Source organism: Columbia Basin potato purple top phytoplasma (assembly GCF_028595955.1).
Classification (GTDB): domain Bacteria; phylum Bacillota_I; class Bacilli_A; order Acholeplasmatales; family Acholeplasmataceae; genus Phytoplasma.
Genome location: NZ_JANHJP010000002.1, coordinates 1 through 22,946, shown reverse-complemented (window position 1 = coordinate 22,946; position 22,946 = coordinate 1). Strand labels below are relative to the sequence as shown.

The 22,946-nt window shown below is 21.2% G+C and carries 25 protein-coding genes and 1 tRNA gene; 4 read left to right on the top strand and 22 right to left on the bottom strand.

What is annotated here, in order from left to right; translation table 11 throughout:
- Positions 1-58 precede the first annotated feature (58 nt).
- From M8044_RS00495 to M8044_RS00480, 4 genes are all read left to right on the top strand, one after another.
- On the top strand, positions 59-388 hold the full coding sequence (locus M8044_RS00495) for a hypothetical protein (protein WP_273585119.1): 330 nt from the start codon (positions 59-61) through the stop codon (positions 386-388).
- Positions 389-523: 135 nt separating this feature from the next.
- Positions 524-1,339, top strand: a complete 816-nt coding sequence (gene mutM, locus M8044_RS00490) for a DNA-formamidopyrimidine glycosylase (RefSeq protein ID WP_273585118.1) — start codon at positions 524-526, stop codon at positions 1,337-1,339.
- Positions 1,340-1,384: 45 nt separating this feature from the next.
- On the top strand, positions 1,385-2,584 hold the full coding sequence (locus M8044_RS02585) for a DnaD domain protein (protein ID WP_273585117.1): 1,200 nt from the start codon (positions 1,385-1,387) through the stop codon (positions 2,582-2,584).
- 20 nt (positions 2,585-2,604) lie between these two features.
- Entirely contained in the window at positions 2,605-3,417 is an 813-nt protein-coding gene (locus tag M8044_RS00480) for an ATP-binding protein (protein ID WP_273585116.1), read from the top strand.
- A 405-nt stretch (positions 3,418-3,822) separates the two neighbouring features.
- On the opposite strand, the gene M8044_RS00475 is transcribed toward M8044_RS00480, so the two are convergent.
- The 22 genes from M8044_RS00475 to tig form a co-directional block, all read right to left on the bottom strand.
- A complete protein-coding gene (locus M8044_RS00475; RefSeq protein WP_273585115.1) occupies positions 3,823-4,242 on the bottom strand; it encodes an OsmC family protein in 420 nt (139 codons plus the stop codon).
- A 63-nt stretch (positions 4,243-4,305) separates the two neighbouring features.
- Positions 4,306-4,641: a hypothetical protein gene (locus tag M8044_RS00470; protein ID WP_273585114.1), complete on the bottom strand. Its 336-nt coding sequence runs from the start codon at positions 4,639-4,641 to the stop codon at positions 4,306-4,308.
- Positions 4,642-4,659: 18 nt separating this feature from the next.
- Positions 4,660-4,863, bottom strand: coding sequence for a YneF family protein (locus M8044_RS00465; protein WP_273585113.1), 204 nt, complete (start codon positions 4,861-4,863; stop codon positions 4,660-4,662).
- Between the two features lie 123 nt (positions 4,864-4,986).
- Positions 4,987-5,550: a 16S rRNA (guanine(966)-N(2))-methyltransferase RsmD gene (gene rsmD, locus M8044_RS00460; protein WP_273585112.1), complete on the bottom strand. Its 564-nt coding sequence runs from the start codon at positions 5,548-5,550 to the stop codon at positions 4,987-4,989.
- A gap of 4 nt (positions 5,551-5,554) precedes the next feature.
- Complete coding sequence (gene yqeK / locus M8044_RS00455) at positions 5,555-6,118, bottom strand: bis(5'-nucleosyl)-tetraphosphatase (symmetrical) YqeK (RefSeq protein ID WP_273585111.1); 564 nt, start codon at positions 6,116-6,118, stop codon at positions 5,555-5,557.
- Positions 6,119-6,137: 19 nt separating this feature from the next.
- Positions 6,138-6,695, bottom strand: coding sequence for a YqeG family HAD IIIA-type phosphatase (locus M8044_RS00450; RefSeq protein ID WP_273585110.1), 558 nt, complete (start codon positions 6,693-6,695; stop codon positions 6,138-6,140).
- 5 nt (positions 6,696-6,700) lie between these two features.
- Positions 6,701-7,174 carry a transcription elongation factor GreA gene (greA, locus tag M8044_RS00445; protein ID WP_273585109.1) on the bottom strand — a complete coding sequence of 158 codons (474 nt, stop codon included), beginning with the start codon at positions 7,172-7,174 and terminating at the stop codon, positions 6,701-6,703.
- 71 nt (positions 7,175-7,245) lie between these two features.
- On the bottom strand, positions 7,246-7,827 hold the full coding sequence (locus M8044_RS00440; RefSeq protein WP_273585108.1) for an O-methyltransferase: 582 nt from the start codon (positions 7,825-7,827) through the stop codon (positions 7,246-7,248).
- Between the two features lie 13 nt (positions 7,828-7,840).
- Positions 7,841-8,296, bottom strand: coding sequence for a Holliday junction resolvase RuvX (ruvX, locus tag M8044_RS00435; RefSeq protein WP_273585107.1), 456 nt, complete (start codon positions 8,294-8,296; stop codon positions 7,841-7,843).
- Positions 8,293-10,932 (bottom strand): alanine--tRNA ligase, encoded by a 2,640-nt coding sequence (alaS, locus tag M8044_RS00430; protein ID WP_273585106.1) that lies wholly within the window; start codon positions 10,930-10,932, stop codon positions 8,293-8,295. Before alaS ends, ruvX begins: the two co-directional genes overlap by 4 nt.
- Positions 10,933-10,996: 64 nt before the next feature.
- Positions 10,997-11,197 (bottom strand): 50S ribosomal protein L32, encoded by a 201-nt coding sequence (gene rpmF, locus M8044_RS00425; protein ID WP_273585105.1) that lies wholly within the window; start codon positions 11,195-11,197, stop codon positions 10,997-10,999.
- 120 nt (positions 11,198-11,317) lie between these two features.
- Positions 11,318-11,394, bottom strand: a tRNA-Arg gene (locus M8044_RS00420).
- A gap of 75 nt (positions 11,395-11,469) precedes the next feature.
- Positions 11,470-11,916, bottom strand: a complete 447-nt coding sequence (locus tag M8044_RS00415) for a tRNA (adenine(22)-N(1))-methyltransferase TrmK (RefSeq protein ID WP_273585104.1) — start codon at positions 11,914-11,916, stop codon at positions 11,470-11,472.
- A gap of 2 nt (positions 11,917-11,918) precedes the next feature.
- A complete protein-coding gene (locus tag M8044_RS00410; RefSeq protein WP_273585103.1) occupies positions 11,919-13,178 on the bottom strand; it encodes a sigma-70 family RNA polymerase sigma factor in 1,260 nt (419 codons plus the stop codon).
- A gap of 88 nt (positions 13,179-13,266) precedes the next feature.
- On the bottom strand, positions 13,267-15,168 hold the full coding sequence (gene dnaG / locus M8044_RS00405; RefSeq protein WP_273585102.1) for a DNA primase: 1,902 nt from the start codon (positions 15,166-15,168) through the stop codon (positions 13,267-13,269).
- Positions 15,169-15,223: 55 nt separating this feature from the next.
- Positions 15,224-16,633, bottom strand: coding sequence for a glycine--tRNA ligase (locus M8044_RS00400; RefSeq protein ID WP_273585101.1), 1,410 nt, complete (start codon positions 16,631-16,633; stop codon positions 15,224-15,226).
- Between the two features lie 6 nt (positions 16,634-16,639).
- A complete protein-coding gene (gene era / locus M8044_RS00395; RefSeq protein ID WP_273585100.1) occupies positions 16,640-17,518 on the bottom strand; it encodes a GTPase Era in 879 nt (292 codons plus the stop codon).
- Positions 17,519-17,566: 48 nt separating this feature from the next.
- Positions 17,567-17,971, bottom strand: coding sequence for an rRNA maturation RNase YbeY (ybeY, locus tag M8044_RS00390; RefSeq protein ID WP_273585099.1), 405 nt, complete (start codon positions 17,969-17,971; stop codon positions 17,567-17,569).
- Between the two features lie 146 nt (positions 17,972-18,117).
- On the bottom strand, positions 18,118-18,291 hold the full coding sequence (gene rpsU / locus M8044_RS00385; RefSeq protein WP_273585098.1) for a 30S ribosomal protein S21: 174 nt from the start codon (positions 18,289-18,291) through the stop codon (positions 18,118-18,120).
- 163 nt (positions 18,292-18,454) lie between these two features.
- Positions 18,455-18,694 carry a hypothetical protein gene (locus M8044_RS00380; RefSeq protein WP_273585097.1) on the bottom strand — a complete coding sequence of 80 codons (240 nt, stop codon included), beginning with the start codon at positions 18,692-18,694 and terminating at the stop codon, positions 18,455-18,457.
- Between the two features lie 22 nt (positions 18,695-18,716).
- Positions 18,717-21,071: an endopeptidase La gene (lon, locus tag M8044_RS00375; RefSeq protein ID WP_273585096.1), complete on the bottom strand. Its 2,355-nt coding sequence runs from the start codon at positions 21,069-21,071 to the stop codon at positions 18,717-18,719.
- A 65-nt stretch (positions 21,072-21,136) separates the two neighbouring features.
- Positions 21,137-22,447: a trigger factor gene (gene tig, locus M8044_RS00370; protein WP_273585095.1), complete on the bottom strand. Its 1,311-nt coding sequence runs from the start codon at positions 22,445-22,447 to the stop codon at positions 21,137-21,139.
- Between the last annotated feature and the right edge of the window lie 499 nt (positions 22,448-22,946).

Genomic DNA, 22,946 nt, shown 5'->3' with positions numbered 1-22,946 from the left:
TTACTATATGGAATTATTTTTTAGAAAAATAAAATAGGAAAAGAGCTAATGTTTTATCATGAATTTTACAAAAACAACTCATCAAACTAAAGAACCAATTTTATTAAATAATTTTAGTATTGAAGTTCAAAATAGATATATACCAATTCAAAATCAAAAAAAAAGAGAATGGTTTACTAAAGATATCAAATTTACTTTAAATAATGAAAATTTTTATTTTCCAGAATTAATAATTAAATTTGATCATATTGATGAAGATAATCCTGAATTTTTTTTACAACCAGGTCAAATAATTAAAATCATCAAGGGTAAAATAGAATTAAAACAATCTTCTCCAGATATTTATATCTTAACAATTTATAAATTTCAACAAGATGCTGAAAAATAAAAATTAGATTTTTTTATAAGTTTTTTGAATTTAATATAAACTATCTTATTTATAGATGGTTTTATTTTTTATTATTAAAAATACAAACACAATAAATAAGAAAAATTTCCGAAATCATAAAGGTAAATTAAAAAAATGCCTGAATTACCAGAAGTAGAAGTTACTATTAATTATTTAAAGCAAAAAATAATTGATACAAAAATAGAAAAAATACAAATTTTTCATCCGCCTTCATTACAAAGCATTCATAATTTAGAAAACATAAAAGGTAAACATTTTTTAGATATCCAAAGAAAAGGTAAATTTTTATTATTTTTTTTAGAACAAAATTGGGTATTAATAGGTCATTTGAGAATGGAAGGAAAAATATATATTCATTCTTTAAAAGAATGCGATACAATTCATAAATATGAAAATTTTCGCATTTTTTTAAAGAATAATAAAGTTTTTAGATATTATGATTTTAGAAAATTTGGTCGTTTTAATTTATACAAAAAAGAAAAATATTTGGAAGAAAGTGGATTAAATAAATTAGCTTTAGATCCTTTTTTAATAAAAGATATAGATTTTTTTCAAAAAATTAAAAACAAAAAAATAGCAATTAAAAAAATTTTATTAGATCAAAAAATAATTTCAGGCATCGGAAATATTTATGCTAGTGAAATGTTATTTTTAGCAAAAATTCATCCTGAAACATTAGCTAATTCTTTAAATCTAACAAAAATAAAAATTTTATTAGCTAAAGCTAAAGAAATCTTGAATAAAGCGATTTATTATGGGGGCACTTCTATTAGTAGTTTTGAAGCTTTAGGTATAAAAGGTTCTTATCAAAAAAAACTTTTAGTATACAAAAGAGACAAAGAAAATTGTCATATTTGTAAAGAAAAAATTGAAAAAAAGAAAATAGGTAACAGAAGTTCTTATTTTTGCGTCCAATGTCAACAGATATAATTAAAAATTTAAAAATTATAAAGTCAAAAGAGGATTATATTTTTTGTGCAATCATTACAAAAATTTAACATTAAAAATAATTCTATTCTAACAAATGAAGAGCAAAAAACTTTACATTTGTTGTATCAACCTTTAATAGGGGTAGGCGCTTTAAATCTTTATAATACTTTTTATTTTCTAAATCAAAATTTTACTTTAATATTAAATTATAATCATCAATTTTTATTTGATTTATTAAATATCGATGAATTTCTTTTTATCCAATACAAAGAAAAACTTGAAGCAGTAAATATATTACAAACTTTTCAAAATTCAAAACAAGAAAAAATTTATTTTTTACAACCTCCTTTAAATTATATAGATTTTTTTAAAGATCCTATATTTAATCAATATTTATTCAGTGAAATAGGAGAAAACCTTTATGCTCAATTAATAAATTTATTCAATAATGATAAAAATAAAATATCACTAGATAATTACGAAAATATAAGTAAAAATTTTTCAGATATTTATCGTTTTCAAGAAATAAACCTACCTAAAACTATCAATAATAACTTAAAACATTTGAAAAATAATAAATCTTTTGTTTCGTTGCAAAAACATTTTGATTATAAATTATTTATAGAAAAATTGCCACAACGTTTCAAACAACCTTTTTTGTTAGAATTTAAAAGCATCGAATACATTACTAAATTAAGTTTTGTTTATGATATTAATCCTGAAAAAATGGCTACTTTATATCAAGATATTTTTCGTAATAATTATGATGAAAATATAGATTTAAATAATTTAAAAATTACGTTAAACAGAAAATATTTTAAAAAAAATATAATTTTAAAAAATGTGAAAAATATTAATAACGAAGAAAATGAAATGATACTTTATTTAAAAAATACTAATCCAAATAGAATAATACAAAATTTCACTACAAACCATAATATTTATGCTGATTTATGCGATATAACTTTTAAACTTATGGCACAAACTGAAACTGATATCGGAGTGATTAATGCTTTACTTATGTATGTTTTAAAATTAAAAACAAATACAAATAAAAGTTTTGTTCCTAATTTTAATTACTTCAAAACTATTTTAAATTCATGGACCAAAAAAGGTATTATTTCGGCAGAAACAGCTTTTGATTTTTTAATAGAAGAAAAAGAATTCCAAAATGATAAACCTTACAAAAAAAATCGTCCTAAATGGTTAGATGAAGTAAAGGAAGAATTAGGTTTTAATAATTAAAAAAAGGTATCAAAAATATAATGTGTTTGTCAAAAAAATTAGATTTTAATAAAATTAAACATTATGTTCAGCAACATGAGGAAACTAAAAATTTAAAAATAAAAGACGAAGATATCATTACAGTTTATAATTATCTAAAAAACAAAAATAAAAAAAATTCTTTCGGATATCAAATGGTTTTAAAAACAAAACCTTATGTGTCAGTTATATACAAAGAAACTACTGAATCTAAAAAAATTAATTTAGAAAATAATTTATATCAAAAAAATATTTTATTTAATCAAAATTTAAATTTTGATAATATTGAATTAAAAAATTTTCAAACAAACAATTCTATTTCTAAAAAAGAAGTTTTAAAAAAAATTAAAAATATAATTAAAAATTTTTCTCAAATGAACAAAAGCTTATATTTATATGGTAAATTCGGTACAGGAAAAACTTTTATTCTCAAGAGTTTAGCTAAAAGTTTAATTCAAAAAAATATTCCTGTTTTATTTATTTTTATGCCAGATTTAACAAGACAATTCAAAAATACTTGGAATAATAATGATATTTTAGAAAATAAATTAAATTATTTGAAAAATAGTCCTTGTTTAATTTTAGATGATCTAGGTTCTGAAAATATGAATATTTTTTTTAGAGATGATATTTTCTTGCCTCTTTTATATTATCGTTATGAACATAAATTACCTATTTTTTTTAGTAGTAATTTCAATGAAAAACAACTTTTAGAATATTTTGATTCTTATAAAGATTTAAATCATGATATAAAAGCTTTTAAAATAATTAGAATCATTAAACAATTAGCAGATTTCTATAATTTTGATATTTAATAAAATAAAATTTTAAAATAAAAAAACTTTATCTGAATATATAAATTCAAATAAAGTTCTTGTTATTTTATAAGCATGTTATTTATGCAAAAAAAATTTATATTATTAGAATCTAAATTTGAATTAAATGTCAAAATAAATCAATAATTATTTCATATTATATTTTCACACATTTTACTCACTTTAAAACCCCTATGAGAAACATCAAATAATTTAGAGGGTTTTAAAGGGTGTTTACATCTTTGATAATAAATATAAATTTATTATCAAAGAGAGAAAGAAAAATATTTTTCTTTCTCTCTTTGATATAATTAAATATTTTATAAATAAATTTTTTATATTATAAACAAAAAAATTATTTTATTCAATAAAAATTTATAAAATATGATAAAAATATATATTATTTTATATTTTGTCAAATAAAACAGGATTTAAATTAATATAAGGATAATTATTAAATATTCTTGAAACTGCACATTTTTTGTGAGTTAAATCCATAATTTTTTTAATTTCAACAAGAGATAAATCTTTAATACTAAAGAACAAATCAATTTGAAAATAAAAACCTTGTTGATCTTTTAAGGTATTACATAAAATTTTTATTTTAATATTTTGCGACATATCTTTTTTAGTTATATCTAAAATTTTTTTAGCTGTTTTATAAAAACAACAAACTAAAGATAAACTTAAAAGCTCAGAAGGAGAACTATAATCTTCCTCATTATTCATTAATGCAGAAACTAATTTAGTCTTTAAACCGTTTTTTATAATCCCTAAATCTTGAAATTTTGTTTCATAGTAAGCAATAAGTTGAAATTCATTCATTTTAATATCTCCCTAAGATCTTTTTTTTATTTTCAATTTTTTTAAATCCAAAAATCATTCTTTCTATAAATAAATTTTTTTGAAATACGCATCATTAAAAATTAATTTTAAAACATCTAAATTTAAACGACAAATAATTTGTTTATTGTTTTTTTCATTCGTTTTCACTTGAAAGACAATTCTTAAATCTAAAAGTTGTTTAGTAATTTGATGTCCTTTAGTTAGGACGAAATCTTTATTTTTATTTTCTGTAAAAATAGATTGTAAAATTTTTTTTTCTAAATCTCCGCATTTTAATAAATATTGTTTTAATTTTTTTTTTTCATTCAAATTATAAAAAATATTCATGATATAAAAAATACAAGGAGTTAAAAAAACAAACAAATAAATAATATTCATATATTTTATTCACCCATTTTATTTATTTTTAATATTATTCATTATTTGTTTCATTTGTTTTTGACTAGGGCTCCTTCCCATCTGTTTAAATATTTCTTTAATTTGTTTTTCTGTAATAGGAGGATTTTTCTCTAAATATCGTTTAAACCAAAAAAACATTAATACAGCCCCTAATATAAGACCTAAAACTAATCCTATCAGAGCGCTTACCGTTGAACTCATAATATAAATAACCTGTTCCTTTATTTTATAAATAAAATTGTTCAAAAAGTAAAAAATAATCTACTAATTATTATATAAGATTTATATAATAAATAAAAAAATATAATAATATCAAATAAATTATTATGATTTGGATAAAATTTTACGATAATAATTTATCTTTTTATTGCCATATTTTTTTTCTTTAAATAAAAGAAAATTATCTATTTGTAAAGGCAATAAAGTTTTAAAATGAATTTCTAAAATAATCAAACTTTTATCATGAGTGATTTTATGTAAATTTTGAAATAAAACAAAATAAAAATCTGAAAAATAAGGAGGGTCTAAAATAATTAGATCAAAAATTATTTTGTTTTTGCTAAACAACTTCAACATTTTAAAAGCATCATTAAAAAAAACTTTAACTTGTTCTTTATTTAAGTTTAATTTTTTTATATTTTTTTTAATCGTTCGAATAGCTAAAAAAAAATTATCCACTAAATAGACTTGTTTAGCTTTTCTGCTTAAAGCTTCGAAACCATAAGATCCTGAACCAGAAAACAAATCTAAAACAATATTGTCGTGAATAACATTTCTGATTACATCAAATAAAGATTTTCTTAACAAATGTGAAGTACTTCTTGTTTTAATAGAAGGAACAGAACTTAATTTCTGCCCTTTATATTTGCCTGAAATAATATACAACATATTTTTAATTTAGTTTCTTCTTAAAAAATTCTAAAATTTTTAACTGTTCAGGAAAAATTTGAAAATTTTTACTTTTATAATATAAAAAATTAAATTTTAAAAAAAAATAAATAGTCTTATCTAGATTAACTAAAGATAATTGACGTAAATAATCAATATTAGGATAATTTCTATTATGTTCTATCTTATCGCTAATAAAAACTATTTTATCTAATTTAGTCATTTGAAGGCTGCCCCAAACATGTTTTTGTATAGCTTGTATAATTTGTTTATTTTTTATATTAAATTCTTTTTGAATGATAATAGCTGCGCTTAAAGCATGATAAAAAAAAGGAGTTTCTTTATATCTATTAATTTGATTATTATTTAATAAAGATAAATGAAACTCTAATGATTCGTTTTTAGTATAATCATGTAACAAAGCAGCAATTTGTATTTTTTCAATATCTACTTTATATAAACGTGCTAATTGAATAGCTTTTCTATGAACACCTAAAATATGATTTAATCTATTAATATCATTATTAAATTTTTCTTTTACTTTTTGTAAAATTTGTTCTATCAACATATTCATAATATTTCTTTGGTTATTGTTTGATAAAATTTTGAAATTTTTTTTTATATTCTTCTAAATTATTTTTTTTAATTTTTTGAATAAAAGGTTTTTCTATCCAATAACGAGATAATTTAGTGAAAAAAGATTCATTTTGTCTATCTAAAGGTTTAACTAAAACAGAAATAATATTAATTTTATTAGCACTCGCAATATCAGTTCTCAATTGATCGCCTATCATCATAATTTGATTAGGGCTACATTTAACTAATTGCAAAAGTTTTTTAAAACCCCATATTGAAGGTTTTTTATGATACAAATTTAAATATATAAAACTTAAATTATGACATTGCACAATATTTTGTAATTTTTTTAAAGAAGTATTTGAAATAATAAATATTTTAAAATCCTCACTCAATTTTTTTAATAAATTTAAAATATTCGGATTTAATTTGTTTTCTTTAGAACTCAATAAAGTATTATCTAAATCAAAACATAATACTTTAATATTTTTCTTTAAAAAAAAATTATAAGAAATATCGAAAACAGAATCATAATAAAAACAAGGTAAATATTTATTTTTATTTATCATTTATTTTATTCTACTTTTAAAATTTTAACTTTAAAAGTTTTGCCTGTATCTGATTTAATTACAACTTGATCTCCTTCTTTATAACCTTTTAGACTTTGTCCCATCGGGGATTCAATAGAAATTTTATTCATAAAAGGATTTACTTCAAAAATACCTACTAAATAAATAGTTTGTTGTCTCATATCATCTAAAAATTGTAGTGTAACTGTTTTACCAATATGAATTTCTTTATTTTGATCAGAAGCATAAATAATTTTAACATTTTTTAAAATATTTTGAATTTCTAAAATACGAGATTCTATAAAAGATTGCTCATCGCGAGCTGCTCTATAATCAGCATTTTCGCTTAAATCCCCTTGTTCTCTAGCTTCTCTTAATGCTTCTAAATTTTCGTTTCTTTTAACATTTTTAAGATATTCTAATTCCTCTTTTAATTTATCTACTCCTGATTTTGTTAATTCATAATTTTTTGTCTTCATTTTATTTATTCCTTATTTTGATTTTTATAAAAAATTTAATTACTTAAATAAAAAAATTTTTATAAATATTTTTATATTTTTTTTTGAGAAATACTTAAACCATCTCCAATATTTATGAAAAAAGTTTGAAAACTATCATTATTTTGCAAAAACAATTTAAAATCATTAATTTTTTGAATTAAACGTTTGGTACTACGTGAAATTGTTTGATCATTAATATCTAAATTATGAAAATTTAAATTATCACATATAATAAATTTATTTTTATTCAAAAACATATTATATTTTTGAAATAATTTATGATATTGAACTTTAGCAGCATCAATAAAAATTAAATCATATTTTTTTTTAGGCTGATAAAAAAATGCTTCTGACCAAATAAATTCAATATCAAAAACAGTTTTATGAAAAAAATTTAAAGCTAATTTATATTTATTAAAATCTCTTTCTATAGTTTGAACATTATTATTTTCATTACTCATAACAAGAGCGCTATAACCAACACCTGAACCTATTTCTAAAATATTAACTAAATTATTTTCTTTAATTAATTTTTGTAAAAAAAAACAAGTATCATCATGAATAATAGGTATTTTATGCTCAAGAGCATATTTTTTAATTTTTTTTAAATATTTTTCTTTTTCGCTTAACATATATACTAAAAAATCATTTTTCTATTGGCTGTTCATTATTTTTATTATTATAATAATTTAAAAAATTTTGTAAAATAACACTTGCGGCTATTTGATCTTTTATTTTTTTCATTTTTTTATTTTTATTTTTTTTTATATTACATAACTGATATGCTTGTTTAGTGGACAAACGTTCATCCCATAAAATAACTTCTACGCAAGGAATTTTATTTTTTAATCTCTTGCAAAAATCCATACTAATTTGAGCTTTAACACCTATATCATTATTCATATGTTTAGGATAACCTAACACTATTGTCGTGACTTGAAAATTATCAATAATTATCTTTAAAGGATTAATTAATTCTTGATATTGATTAGTGTTGAAAAAAATTGTTTTTAAATTATTTACAATAACACCAGATTCAGAAATAGCAATACCTAATGTTTTCTCTCCTAAATCCAAACCTAAAAAAACTTTTTTTGTCATAACAACGATTTCCAATTATTTTTCAATTCATCAAATTTGTCAATATGATAGCTATATAATTGTCCAAAATTGTTATTTCCTCCGCCTTTGCCATTAATTATCTTATTAACTTTTTTAATAAAATTGCCTACATGAATTAATTTACTTTTACATAAAATAAGAACACTATTTTTCTGTTTATAACATAAACATAAAAATTCTATTTTTAATTTATTAAAGAAATAATCTAATAACATTTTCAACATATTAGAAGTCATTTCATGATTTTCAATTACAATCATTAAATTACTTTCAATTTTTTTAGGAATAAATTTTTCAGAATATTTTATAACCTGTTCATTTGTTTTTTGTAAAATTTGTTTCTTAAATTCGTTTAATGTTTGTCTTAAAAATTGTAAATAATTTTTATAATCTTGAATATATTCATAACTATCTTTATATTTTATTTTAGGCAAACTGGTTTTTGTTTTAAATAAAAAATCTTGAAAATTAAAATTTGTTGTGTTAAGTTCTTTTATTTTATCAAAAATTTGTTTTTCTTCTTGTAAAAAAGGATTAACTTTTTCTTCTAAGGCATCAGAAATATTAGAACCAGATACTGCTTCTATTCTATAAATTCCAGAACCAATATTTTTACAATCTAAAATAACAAAGTTTTTTAAATTAATTGTATTGTTAACGTGTGTTCCAGCGCATAATTGAATAGAAATATCACCGATTTGAACTACTCTCACTTTATCTTGATAAAATTTGTTTTCTATAAAATGAGCTTTTTTTTCTTTAGCTTCCGACAAAAATATTTTTTCAATAGTAACTGGATATTTTTGACTAATCCATTTATTCACTTGATTTTCTATTTTCATTAAATCATCAAAAGATAAATTTTGAAAATGATTAAAATCTAATCTTAAATATTTAAAATTTAAATAAGAACCTCTTTGTTTAACGTGGTCTCCTAAAATTAATTTTAAAGCATCATATAATAAATGAGTCGCTGTATGATTACAAGAAATTTTTTGTCTATTAGAAACATCAATAAAAGCTATTACCTCTTGTCCTTCATAAAACAAATCTTGTAAAGGAACAACAAGAGAATTAAATTGATGTAAAATTTGATTATTAGGTAATTTTAAAACTTTCGAAACATTCCAATTATTAATTTTACCTGTATCAAATATTTGACCGCCCATTTCAGGATAAAAAGGAGTTTTTTCTAAAATAATACCTTCGGCAAAAACTTTTAAAACTTTAGTTTTAACATTAAATTCATTATAGCCTATAAAATAACTTTTTTCTTTGAAATTCAAAAAAAACTCATTTTGTTTATTCATATTATGTTTAATATTTTGAGCGCCACGCGATAATTGTTTTTGTTTTTCTAAATAATATTGAAATTCTAACTCATCAACATGAATATTATTTTGATTTGCATACTCTAAAATCATATCTTTAGGTAAGCCATAAGTATCATAAAGTTTAAAAAAATTTTCGCCTGAAAGACAATTATTATCGATAAATTTGAAAAATAATTTTTGACTTTTTATTAGATTAAATAAAAATTTTTCTTCTTCTGCTTGAATAATATTTTCAATAATCTGTCTTTTAGTTTCTAAATAAGGATAAAATCCTTTCATAATATCAATAACAACAGAAACTAATTTAAATAAAAAAGGTTGTTTAAAACCTAAATTTTGACCTTTTATAAAAGATCTTCTTAAAATTTTTTTTAAAATATATCCTCTACCTTCATTATCTAAAACCACTCCATCAGCAATGCCAAAAACTAAAGTTCTAATATGATCAGCAATAATTCTAAAAATTTCTTTTTTTTCAGAATATTCTGTTTGACTTAAATGACTAATTTTTTGAATGATAGGCATAAAAAGATCAGTTTCGAAATTAGTTTTTGTATTTTGAAAAATACAAGCTAAACGTTCCAAACCTGAACCGGTATCAATATTTTTATTTGGTAATTCAATATAATTTTCTCTATCTTTATCTAATTCACTATTATATTGAGAAAAAACAACATTCCAAATTTCAATAAAACGATCATTTGAAATTTCTTCTTTAATTAATTTCAAACCTCTATTATCATATTCAATACCACGATCAAAAAAAATTTCTGTACAAGGGCCGCAAGGTCCTTCACCAATTTCCCAAAAATTAGTTTTCAAAGAAATTAAATGTTTAGAGCGAATTCCTTTTTTTAACCAAAAATTATATGTTTCTTGATCTTTATAAAAATAAGTAATATAAAAACGATCTTTAGGTAAATTAAACCATTTTTCAGATGTCAACAATTCATAAACTAAGTCTATAGTTTCTTGTTTAAAGTAATCACCTATTGAAAAATTACCTAACATTTCGAAAAAAGTATGATGAATAGCAGTTTTACCTACATTATCAATATCATTAGTCCTTAAACATTTTTGAATGCTTACTATTTTGGGAAAACACGCTTTTTTAGAACCATCAAAATACTTTTTCAAAGGTACTACTCCAGCATTAACCCATAACAAGCTAAGATCAGAAGAATCAGGAATTAAGGAAAATGAATCTTTTAGTTTATGACCTTTAGTAATAAAAAAATCTAACCACATTTGACGAATCTGATTAGCAGTCATTTTTTTCATTGAATAGGTTTTCCTTTTGGATATTTTAAAATATTTTTATCATAATAAAAAATTATAATTTGTTTTAATCTTTTGCTCTTTTTGTTTTATTTTTCTTCATTAAAATTAATTGCCCTTTATAATAAGGACTATTAGAAGTTATACGATGTGATAAAGTGAAATTATTGGTTTCAGGGCAGACAACTAAATTAGGTTTATTTAATTTTTGATGAGTACGTCTTTTTCTTTTTGCAGTTTTACTAGTTCGTCTAAAAGGAACAGCCATATTATTATATTTCCTCTTCTTTTTTTTGTTATCAAATAAAAATTTAAACCAAACTTTTATTTGATAACAAAAGATTTTTTTCTTAAATAAAATAAATATTTACATCAAAATTGAAATAAGTGGCGTTTGAGAAGGGATTCGAACCCCTGACCGACGGCTTAGAAGGCCGTTGCTCTATCCTGCTGAGCTACTCAAACTTTTTTCTAAATCAATTTATATTATACTTGAAATATTATTTTTTTTTCAACTTATTATAACATTTTTTATTTTCTTTATTCCATTGAACGATATACTTTTAAAAATATATAATGAAATTTATCATAAAAATTATAATAATTCAAAATAACAAAATTATTTTTGTTTAACCAATCAATTAAATAATGTATTTTTCCTTGACACCCTAATAAAAAATGTTTATTAATATAAGCAGTTTTATCCAAAATATTAATGATAGTATGAGGGCCCATACCACAAATCAAAGCAAAATCAAAATAATCATTTATATTGTCAAAACCATCACTTAAATAAAAATTAACAGGATAATTTTTTAAATTTTGACGAGCCCTTTCTAAAGGTTGGCTTTTATTATCACAAGCAATACCTTTTTTAATATACTTCAAATCTAATGCTTTTTTTAAAACTAAACCATGATCTGTACCAATATCAGCTACTATATCATAACCCTTTAATAAAGAAGCAATAAAACCAATTCTTTTCATTTTTATTTTTTAGTAATATTATTATATAATAACTTTAATTTGTTTTGTTTAGAAGGACTTCTTAAACGTCTCAAAGCTTTAGCTTCTATTTGACGAATTCTTTCACGAGTAACTCCAAATTTAGCACCTAATTCTTCTAAAGTATAGACATGTCTATCTTCTGTAAGGCCATAACGCATTTTGATAACTTGTTCTTCTTTATCTGTTAAAGTCTCTTCTAAAGATTCGAATAAAGTTTTTTTCAACATCTCTTGTAACATATAGTCATGAGGAGAAATAACATTAGGATCATTAACAAAATCTCCTAAAGAAGAATCATCTTCTTCTCGAGCTGAAGTCTCTAAAGAAATAGTTTCTTTTTCTATCATTTGAATATCAATAATGTCTTTTTTTTCAATATTCATTTCCATAGCTAATTCTTGATTATTTACTTTACGTAAAAGAACTTGTGTCAATTCTCCTACACAACGAGAAATTTTATTCATTGTTTCGATAATATGAACTGGGATTCTAATTGTTCTAGCTTGATCAGCTACAGCTCTTGTAATAGCTTGTCTAATCCACCAAGTAGCATAAGTAGAAAATTTAAAACCTTTAGTATAATCGAACTTATCAACAGCTCTCATTAAGCCCATATTACCTTCTTGAATTAAATCTAAAAATAAAATTTTTCGACCTATATAACGCTTAGCTATCGAAACTACCAAACGATAATTAGCTTCTATCAATTTATTCTTTGATTCTTCTGCTTTTTCTATTATTTCATTTATTTCTTGGATTTCTTCATCAGTTAATTGTATTTCCTTATTATAATGTTTTTCTAATTTTTTTTTGGCTATTAAACTTTCATAAACCGTTTTAGATATAGCTTTTTCTTCTTCTAAAGTTAATAAAGGAATTTGACCAATTTCTTTTAAATACATTTTAACAGGATCATTTACTTTAATAGAATTAGAAACTTTTTCTAATTTTAAAGTTTTTTCTATATTCGATTGATTTTTAAAATTATTATTTATTAAATATAAATTATCAAAAGAATTATTTTTTAATGATTTATTTTTTTTAGAATTCGTTTTGAATTTTTTCTCATAAATCATTAAAAATTTAAATATTTTTATATTAAAAAAATTTTCATCTTTATAAAATTGTTCTAACCATTTAATTTTTTGTTTAAAAGGAGTTATTGTAAATTGATTATGTGTTTGTTCCAATCGAACATGATGATTTTTATAAATTTTCTTAAAAAATTTTCTTAAATTCATATATTTTCCCTTTTTAATAAATTACAAAAATTATTTTTTTATATTCAATAAAAATAAAAAGAAAAGTAATTCTATTTTTTAAAGAATTCTATTTAATTTTTAAAACTGAATTTTTTTGATTATTTATTAATTTTTCTTTACATTTCTTTAATTCATCAAATAATTGATTAATTTTAACAACATCTTCTTCTTTAAGAATTTTTTCTTGAAGAATTTGAATTTCTTTTTTTATTTCTTGTTGTTTTAAAAAATCTTCTTCCATTTCAAAAGGATAAAAAAGACTTTTTAAATAATCTGGATTTTCTATTTTCTTTTTTTGTTGAAAAACAGGATTATTTTCAACTCGAAACAATAAATTATATATTTTAATTGAATCATTTATATTATCTAAAAAAGATTTATAAACATTTTTAAAATTTGAAATATTTATACGGTATTGCAATTTTTCTTCATCTGTTATATATTTGTTATAATATTCTTTTATTTTACGAATTAATTCTATAATATCAAAATGAATAGTGCTATATTTATAACTTTCTTCTAAAACCAAATCAATATATTTTGGATTTAAAAATAATTCGGTTAAAATATTTATTTCTTTTGCATTTTTTTGAATAATGTCTTTTAAAGAAATTTTATCTTGTTTTTGTTTCAATAATTGATTATTTGTTTCTTTTATAGAAATAAAAGATAATAAATTAATTTGGATTTGATACTTTTCATTTATTTTATTTTTAAAATATTGAATAGTGTCTTTATTGTGATATTTTAATAATGATTCAATATTTAATTGAATTTGATCTTTAGTCCAACCTTCTTGCATTAAACGATCTATTTGAATAAAAATATAATTTTTTATTCTTTCTTCTAATTTTTGTTTTAAAAAAATAATGTTATCTTGTTTCGATGAAGTAATATATTGATCTGGATCAAAACCTGAAGGTAAATTTAAAATATTAATCATAAATTTATTCTTATTCAATTCTAAAGCCATTTTTTCAGTAGCTATTTTACCTGCATCATCTTCATCTAAAGCAAGGATAATTTTTGAAGCTATTGATTTTAATGATATCATTTGATTTCGATTCAAATGAGTACCTAAAACAGCAACAGTATTTTTCATACCTATTTTATAAAAAGAAATAACATCAAAAAAACCTTCACATAAAATAACTTCTTTTTGCTCCTGAATATCTTGTTTATGTTCGAAAAAACGATATAATAAATTTTCTTTTTTGCATCGATCACTACTATTAAATAAATATTTTGGTTCTTTTTTATCTTGAGAATATTCAGGAAAAGAACGTCCACAAAAACCAACTATTTTACCTTCTATATTAGTCAAAGGAAACATTAAACGATTACGAAAAAAATCCAAATATTTATTCTGATCATTTATTTGTAGTTGTTTTTGTTGATTATAAAAAATTAAACCTAATTTAAGTAAATCTTCATATTTATAATTCATTTTATCAACTAAATATTTTGCCAAAGCATTATTGCTTTTATGTGAATAACCTAAACCAAATTCTTTAATTAATTCTTTATTTAGTTTTCTTTCTTTTAATAAATAATTTATTAAAGGGTGATCTTCATATTCTTTTTTGTCTAATAAAAATAATAAAGAATCTTGATAAAATTTATAAACTGATTTTAAAATCGAATCTAAAAGATTCTCGAAGGAAAATTTTTTTTCAGGTAAAACTAAATTAAATAATTCAGCTAACTGTTGAATTGCCTCTGATGCCGAAATATTTTTAAACTGGCTATAAAACTTAATAGGAGAACCACCTTTATGACAACTCATACATAAAGCAATATTTTTTTCAATAGAAACAGAAAAAGAAGGAGTTTTTTCCTTATGAAAAGGACATAAACCAAAAAAATTTTTCCCACTTTTTTTTAAAAAAATACCATTTTTATTTACTAATTCATAAATAGAAATTTCTTTATTTAATCTATTAATTAAATCTTTATTTATATCAATCATAAAATTCAATTTCTATATTCAAAAAAACAACCCTCTGTTTTATTTTAAAAATAATTTAAAAAAATATTTTTTTTTGAACATATTTTATAATTTCTTCGATTTTAAATCTTTTTTGTGATAAAGTATCTCTTTCTCTTATAGTGACTGTATCATCTATTAAACTTTGTTCGTCTATAGTACAACAAAAGGGTGTCCCTATCATATCTTGTCTTCTATATCTTTTACCTATACTTTGATTTTCATCATAACAGACTTCAAAAAAAGAAGATAATTTTTTATATAATTCTTTAGCCTTCAAACTATGTTTACCTTTAATTAAAGGTAAAACAGCTAATTTATAAGGAGATAAAAAAGGATGTAATTTTAAAATCAATCTTGTAGTACCATTTTCTAATTTCTCGTTCATCAAACAATTAATTATAAGAGCTAAAAAAATTCTTTCAACGCCTAAAGAAGGTTCAATAACAAAAGGCCAATATTTTTCTTTAGTCACGGCATCAAAATATTGTAAATCTTTTTTAGAATATTTTTGATGTTGTTTCAAATCAAAATCATTTCTTGACGAAATGCCCCATAATTCATCAAATCCCCAAGGAAAATGAAATAAAATATCTGTAGTAGCATTGGCATAATGACTCAAATCATCAATTTCATAATCTTTCATTTTTAAATAATGAGAAGAAAAACCTAATTGTAAAAGAAAATTATAAGCGTAATTTTTCCAAAAAACAAACCATTCATAATAGTCTTTAGGATGGCAAAAAAATTCTAATTCCATTTGTTCAAATTCACAAGTACGAAAAATAAAATTACCAGGAGTAATTTCATTACGAAAAGATTTACCAATTTGACCAACTCCAAAAGGAATCTTTTTTCTAGTAGAATGTAAAATATTTTTAAAATTAACGAAAATACCTTGACAAGTCTCTGGTCTTAAATATAAAAGAGAAGAATTTTCGATAACAACTCCTTGATGAGTCTGAAATAATAAATTAAATTTTTTGACAGATGCCCAATTTTTAGTACCTAAAATTTCATTTTGGATTAAATATTCAGTCATCTCATCAAAATTTAATTTATTCACATTAATTTGAGGATTATGTTCTTTAATTAATTTATCAGCTCTATAACGTTTATTATTATCTTTATTTTCAGCTAAAGGATCTATAAAAGAAGATAAATGCCCTGAAGCTTCCCAAATTTTTGGATTCATTATAATAGAACTATCTAGTAAAACATTATTCTCAGTTTCTTGTATGAACTTTTTTATCCAAGCTCTTTTAATATTTTGTTTTAATAAACTACCTAAAACACCATAATCAAAACTATTAGCTAAACCATTATAAATTTCACTACCTGGAAAAACAAAACCATTTTGTTTCATAAAATTTATAATGTCTTTAAAAGAAATATTATTTATTTTATTTTCTGACATAAACTTATAACCAATTTTAATTTTTATCATTTGTTTTCAGGATATTACATCAAACAAAAATTTTCCTTTATTTTTCATTTTAGGATCTACTTTAACCCATAAATTTAAAGAAATTTTCTTTTTTAAAAAACGACGAATATCTTTTTGAGCAGCAAGTCTAATTTTTTTTAATTTAGTTCCATTAGAACCAATCAAAATTTTTCTTTGACTAATTTTCGGTACTGAAATCAAAATATCCATTTGAATAGAAAAATCTTCATTATTTATAATATTATCTAAAACAACTGAACAAACATGAGGCAACTCTTTATCTGAATAATAAAAAATTTTTTCTCTTATAAATTCTAATATTAATTCTTCTTTAGATAAATTAGTAGTAAAACTTTTAGAAAAATAAGGAGGTCTTTTATCCAATAAAGATAAAATATTTTCTTTTAAAATATTTAAATTTTGTTTTTTTATACTGGATAAAGGAATAACTGCATCAAAAGTAAAATGTTTTAAATAACTTAAAATAATTTTATCAATAGAAGTTTTTTTTGTAAAAAGATCAATTTTTGTAATAACCAAAATAATGTTTTTATTATATTTTTGAAAAAAAGTTAAAATCTCTTTATCTTCTGTTCGACATTCATCATTAACAAGAAATAAAATAACTTTAACATCTTCAATATTTTTTAAAGTAACAAAGTTAACTTTAGAAATTAAAATTTTTTTTCTTTGATATATCAAACCTGGATTATCTACAAAAATTATTTGTGAATTTGGATCATTATAAATGCCTAAAATTTTGTGTTTCGTAGTGTTAGGTTTATCACTTGCAATAGAAACTTTTTGATTTAATAAAGAATTTAATAAGGTAGATTTACCTACATTAGCTTTTCCTATCATAGAAACAAAACCTGATTTAAACACTACAAACCCCTTTTCCAAAAAATAAATTTACAAAAATAAATAAAAAAATTAAATATTATGTTTTTTTAAAATATTTTCTTGTATATCAATCATTTCTTGTAAAGATTCTTCAGTATCATCATTATACCCTTTTAAATGAAGATAACCATGAAGAGCCAAAAAAGAAACTTCTCTATCTAAACTATGTTTATTTTTTTGAGCTTGTTCAGAAGCCTTTGTTAAAGAAATAAAAATATCGCCTAAATCATTATCATAATTATCATTAGGAAAAGTTAAAACATCAGTAGGATAGTTTTTTTGACGATAATAAAAATTCATTTTTTGCATTTCATTATTACTAATAAAAATAACATTAATTTTATTTTGATCCTCAATAAAAGAAAAAATTTTTATCAAAAGTTTGTTCAAATTTATAGTCTTTTGTTTTGTTTCATTATATATTTCAACAATCATTATTATGAATATAATCTTTTCTTTAAAAATATTTTTAATTTTTTTAATTCTTTTATTTATGCCTAAATTTATTTAAATATAAAACATTCTTTCTTTTAAAAATAAAAAACACCTTATAAAAATTAGGTGAATCTTTTTGTTTAAACTTAATATTTTTTATTTTTAGCTAATCTTCTGCGATTTTTTCTTTCTGTGCTCGGTTTTACGTAATATTCTTTTTTACGAGCTCTAGCTAAATTCCCTGATTTAGAAACATCACGTTTAAAACGGCGTAAAGTTTCATCAAAAGTTTCTTCTTTTTGCACAATAGTTTTTATCATTAAATCAACTCCTTTTTGTAATAATTAATAAATTTAATCATCAAAAAATAACAAAAAAACATTTTAACATATTATCTCTGAATTATTAATACATTATACTTATTATTATAACACAATAATAAATATAATGTATTTTTTTATAAAATTTTTATATTTTTTGAAATTATTTCGAGCCAAATGTTTGTTTTAAATAAAAATAAGAAAAAATAAAATAAATAAAAACTAAACATAAAATTAAACGATTTAAAAAAACTTGAGAACTATCAGGTCTATGATTACCATATTGTTCTGAAAAAATATCTATCATACTTTTTTCTATAGTAAATAAAACGCCTATAATTATAAAAATACAATTAATATATATATATAAAGAATAATTAGATAGTGTTATTGGCAATTCCATTATTATAATAATCTCCTTTTATCTAATTAATTAAAACTTTGTCAAAAACATCGTTTGCATGTTCAATAGCAATAATTTCAATTTTTTGTTTTACTTCTTCCGGAACTTCATCTAAATCTTTTAAATTATCTTTAGGAATAAAAATAGTATTCAAGCCGCTTCTATCAGCTGCAATAGCTTTTTCTTTTAAACCGCCTATTTGTAAAATAGAACCAGTTAAAGTGATTTCTCCGGTCATACCAACATCTTGTCTCACGCATTTCTTTTTGATAGCTGATAAAACAGAAGTAGCTATAGTAACGCCAGCTGAAGGACCATCTTTAGGAATAGCTCCTTCTACAAAATGAATATGAAAATCATTATTATCAAAAATACTATAGTCAATACCTAACTTTTCAGCATTAGATTTTAAAAAACTAAAAGAAGTTATTGCGCTTTCTTCTAAAACTTTACCTAAATAACCAGTTAAAACTAATTTACCAGTTCCTTTATAATGAGTCACTTCGATAGGTAAAATATCGCCGCCAAAAGAAGTATAAACTAAACCATTCACTACTCCAATTTGATTTTTATTATTAGCTAATAAATGCTGAAAAACGATTTTACCTAAAAAATGTTCAATATTATTGATATCTATTTTAACTTGTTTAATTTTATTAATTAAAATTTCTTTAACTGTTTTTCTGACTAAAGTAGCAATTTTTTTATTTAAATTTCTTACTCCAGCTTCTTTAGTATAATGTCTAATCAAATAAAGAATTGCTTCTCTATCTATCGAAAAATGTTCTTTATTTAATCCATGTTCTTCTAATAATTTAGGTATTAAATGTTCTATTGCGATAATTACTTTATCTTGTTCTGTGTAAGAACTTAATTCTATAATTTCTAAACGATCTCTTAAAGGTGCAGAAATATTGCTTAAATCATTGGCTGTTGTTATAAATAATACTTCAGATAAATCAAAAGGTTCTGATAAATAAAGATCTACAAAATTTTTGTTTTGTTTAGGATCTAAAACTTCTAATAAAGAAGCACCTGGATCATGTTGAAGATTATTAACTAATTTATCAATTTCATCTAATAAAAACACTGGATTCATAACACCAACGTCTTTTAAACCATTTAAAATACGTCCTGGCATTGCTCCAACATAAGTTTTTCTATGACCTTTTATTTCACTTTCTTCTTGCAAACCACCTAAAGATTGTTTAACAAATTTACGACCTAAAGATTCAGCAATGGAAATAGCTAAAGTAGTTTTTCCGACGCCAGGAGGACCTACCAAACAAATAATAGTTTGGGGATTTTTACGAGTCATTATTTTAACAGCTGAATATTCTATAATTCTTTCTTTGACTTTTTTTAAACCATAATGATTTTTTTCTAAAACCAATTCAATTTTTTTCAAATCATTAATATCTTTGCTTATTTTACCCCAAGGCAAGGCAATAATAAAATCTAAATAATTACGAATAACAAAAGAATCAGCTAAAGCAGAAGAAATAGATTGATAACGAGAAAGCTCTTGTAAAGCTTTTTTCTTTATATTTTTAGGCATTTTAGAAGTATTAATTTTTTTTCTTATTTCTTCTATTTCTTCCTCTTTTTTAACTTTATCGCCTAATTCATTTTGAATAGCACGCATTTTTTCTCTTAAATAAAATTCTTTTTGGTTTTCATCAATACTACGTTTAACTTCGGAATTAATTTTATTTTCTAAATCTATTAAATCTAATTTAATTTCGATATCTTGTAAAATATAAATAAGTCTTTTATTTAAATGAGTTTCTTTTAAATATTTATATTTATATTTTTCTTCAATTTTTAAAGCAAAAATAATTAAATCTGCAGCTTTTTCAGTTGTAATGCCATCTTTTATTTGTTCTAAAAAAGTATTTTCTGATATTAACAAAAGTTGATTTATATTAAGGGCTATTCTCTCCATTATTAGTTTAATAAGAGATTTTTCTTCTTTTAAATCGCCGAAAACAATTGGTACTTCTTTATATTTAGCAAAATATAAATCTTTATTTTTAGATATGTCTTGTATCTTAGCTCTTTTAATAATTCGAAATTTAACTTTATAAAGATCATCACTAATTTTAATAGAAACTAAAATTTTAGCTATAACGCCATATTTTTCTATATCAGATATTTTAGGATATTCTTGTAATAGATTTTTTTGTAATAAAATAATAACATAAGGACATTTATTATTTTCGGTCCATTTCACAGCATTAATAGAAAAAGTTCTACCTATTTCAAGTCTTATATCATTAAAAGGGATCGGCACAATATCTCTAACAATAATAGCCGGTAAATCAATAGGAATTATTTCGTTGTCCAATTCTTTTTCTTTATTATTTTTAATAGTCATATGTTTTTACATCCTTTTATGCAAAATTTTAAAAATTCCGTTTCATTAAATAATTTTTTTCAAAATTATTGAATATTATTTTTTATATTTTGTTTTAATAAAAAAATAATAGTTTTTTGCCTTATTAAATTATCTTTCACATGTTTTATAAAAGTTTCGTTTTCTTTTAATTTTTCTATATCTAATTTATATTGATTACTAATTGCTTTATAATTTTCTTCTAATTCATTTTGAGATACTTGAATTTGTTCTTTATTACCTATTTCGTCTAATAAAAATTCCGTTTTCAACATTTGTAAAGCTTGTTCATTAAGTTCTTCTAAAAATTTTTTTTCTGTTTGATTAATTTGAGACAAATATTTCTCTAAAGTTATATTTTGAGTTTTTAATTGTTCTTCGAAATCTTTTTTTAAATTTTGAACTTCCTCATTAACTAAAAATTGAGGAATTTCTAAAACAGAATTTTTAATTAAAAAATCTAAAATCTCCTCTTTTTGTTTGTTTTCTATTTCGTTTTTTTTCTGATTAATCAATTCTTCTTTTAATTTTATTTTAAAATCTTGAACATTATTAATATTAGGTAATTTAATATTTTGAACTAATTCATCATTTAAAACAACGCTTTTTTTTCTTTTAATTTCATGTAACAAAACTTTAAAAACAACTTCTTTATCAGCGAGTTCAATTTTTGCATAATCATGAGGAAATTTAACAATAATATCTTTTTCTTCATTTTTTTTTAATCCTATCATGCCTTCTTCAAATCCAGGAATAAATTTATTAGAACCGATTTCTAAAGTATAATTGGTCGCTGAACCTCCTTCAAATAATTGATTATTTAAATAACCTGTAAAATCAAAAACAACGATATCGCCTAATTCTATAGATGAATCATTACCTTTGACTTCTAAAATAGGATTATTTTCTAATAAAACATTTATTTTTTGTTGAACTTCTTCTTCTGTTACTTCTAAATTATATTTTTTTAAAATAATATCTTTATAATTACACATTTGGATTTGAGGCTTTAAAACAAATTCTAACCCAAAATTAAAAAAATCTTTTTTTTTCATTAAATCTTCTAATTTAAAATCAATAACTTTTGGACGCCCTATAAAATTATATTCTTCATTATTATTTTGAAATATTTCTTTTAATTTTTCTTGAATTAAAACTTCAAAAGCATCTTTATATAAAGATTGAGGATCAAAATGTTTTTCAAATATATTTCTTGTAACAAAACCTTTTCTAAAACCTTTAATTTCTACTTTATGTTTTATTTTATCAAAAATTTTATCTACCAAAATCTCAAAGTCATCTTTATTTATTTGAAAATGATATTGAATAAAATTATTATTTATTTTTTTAATTTCCATACTAATTACCTAGTTTTTTTCTGAATATTTTTTATAAAAATCTTTATATTTATAATTATTTTTTTAAAAAAATCCAAAAATAATTAATCAAATTTAAAATATATATACTTTAATAAATTGAAATAATAAATTATATAACATAAAAAATATTATAACACAACAAAAAGTACTTACCCTTATAATTATATACATATAATTAGTTATTTCTATTCATATAATTATAAATTACAATGTTATAAATAAGTTGAAATGTTTTTTTATACCTAAAAGAATTTCTTTCCATTTTATTTATATTAAAATCTAAAATGTAAAAATAATTTTTTTTTAAATATAACAATAATATAGTTTCTTTATTAGTACTTTAATTTAAATTATTACTATTAATTATTTCCAAACAAAATCGATACATCTTATCAAAGCATACCCTTACACACAATAATTAAAAGATAAATGGTTATCACAAAGGTTGGGTTGGGTTGAGTACCATTTAAAATGGTAC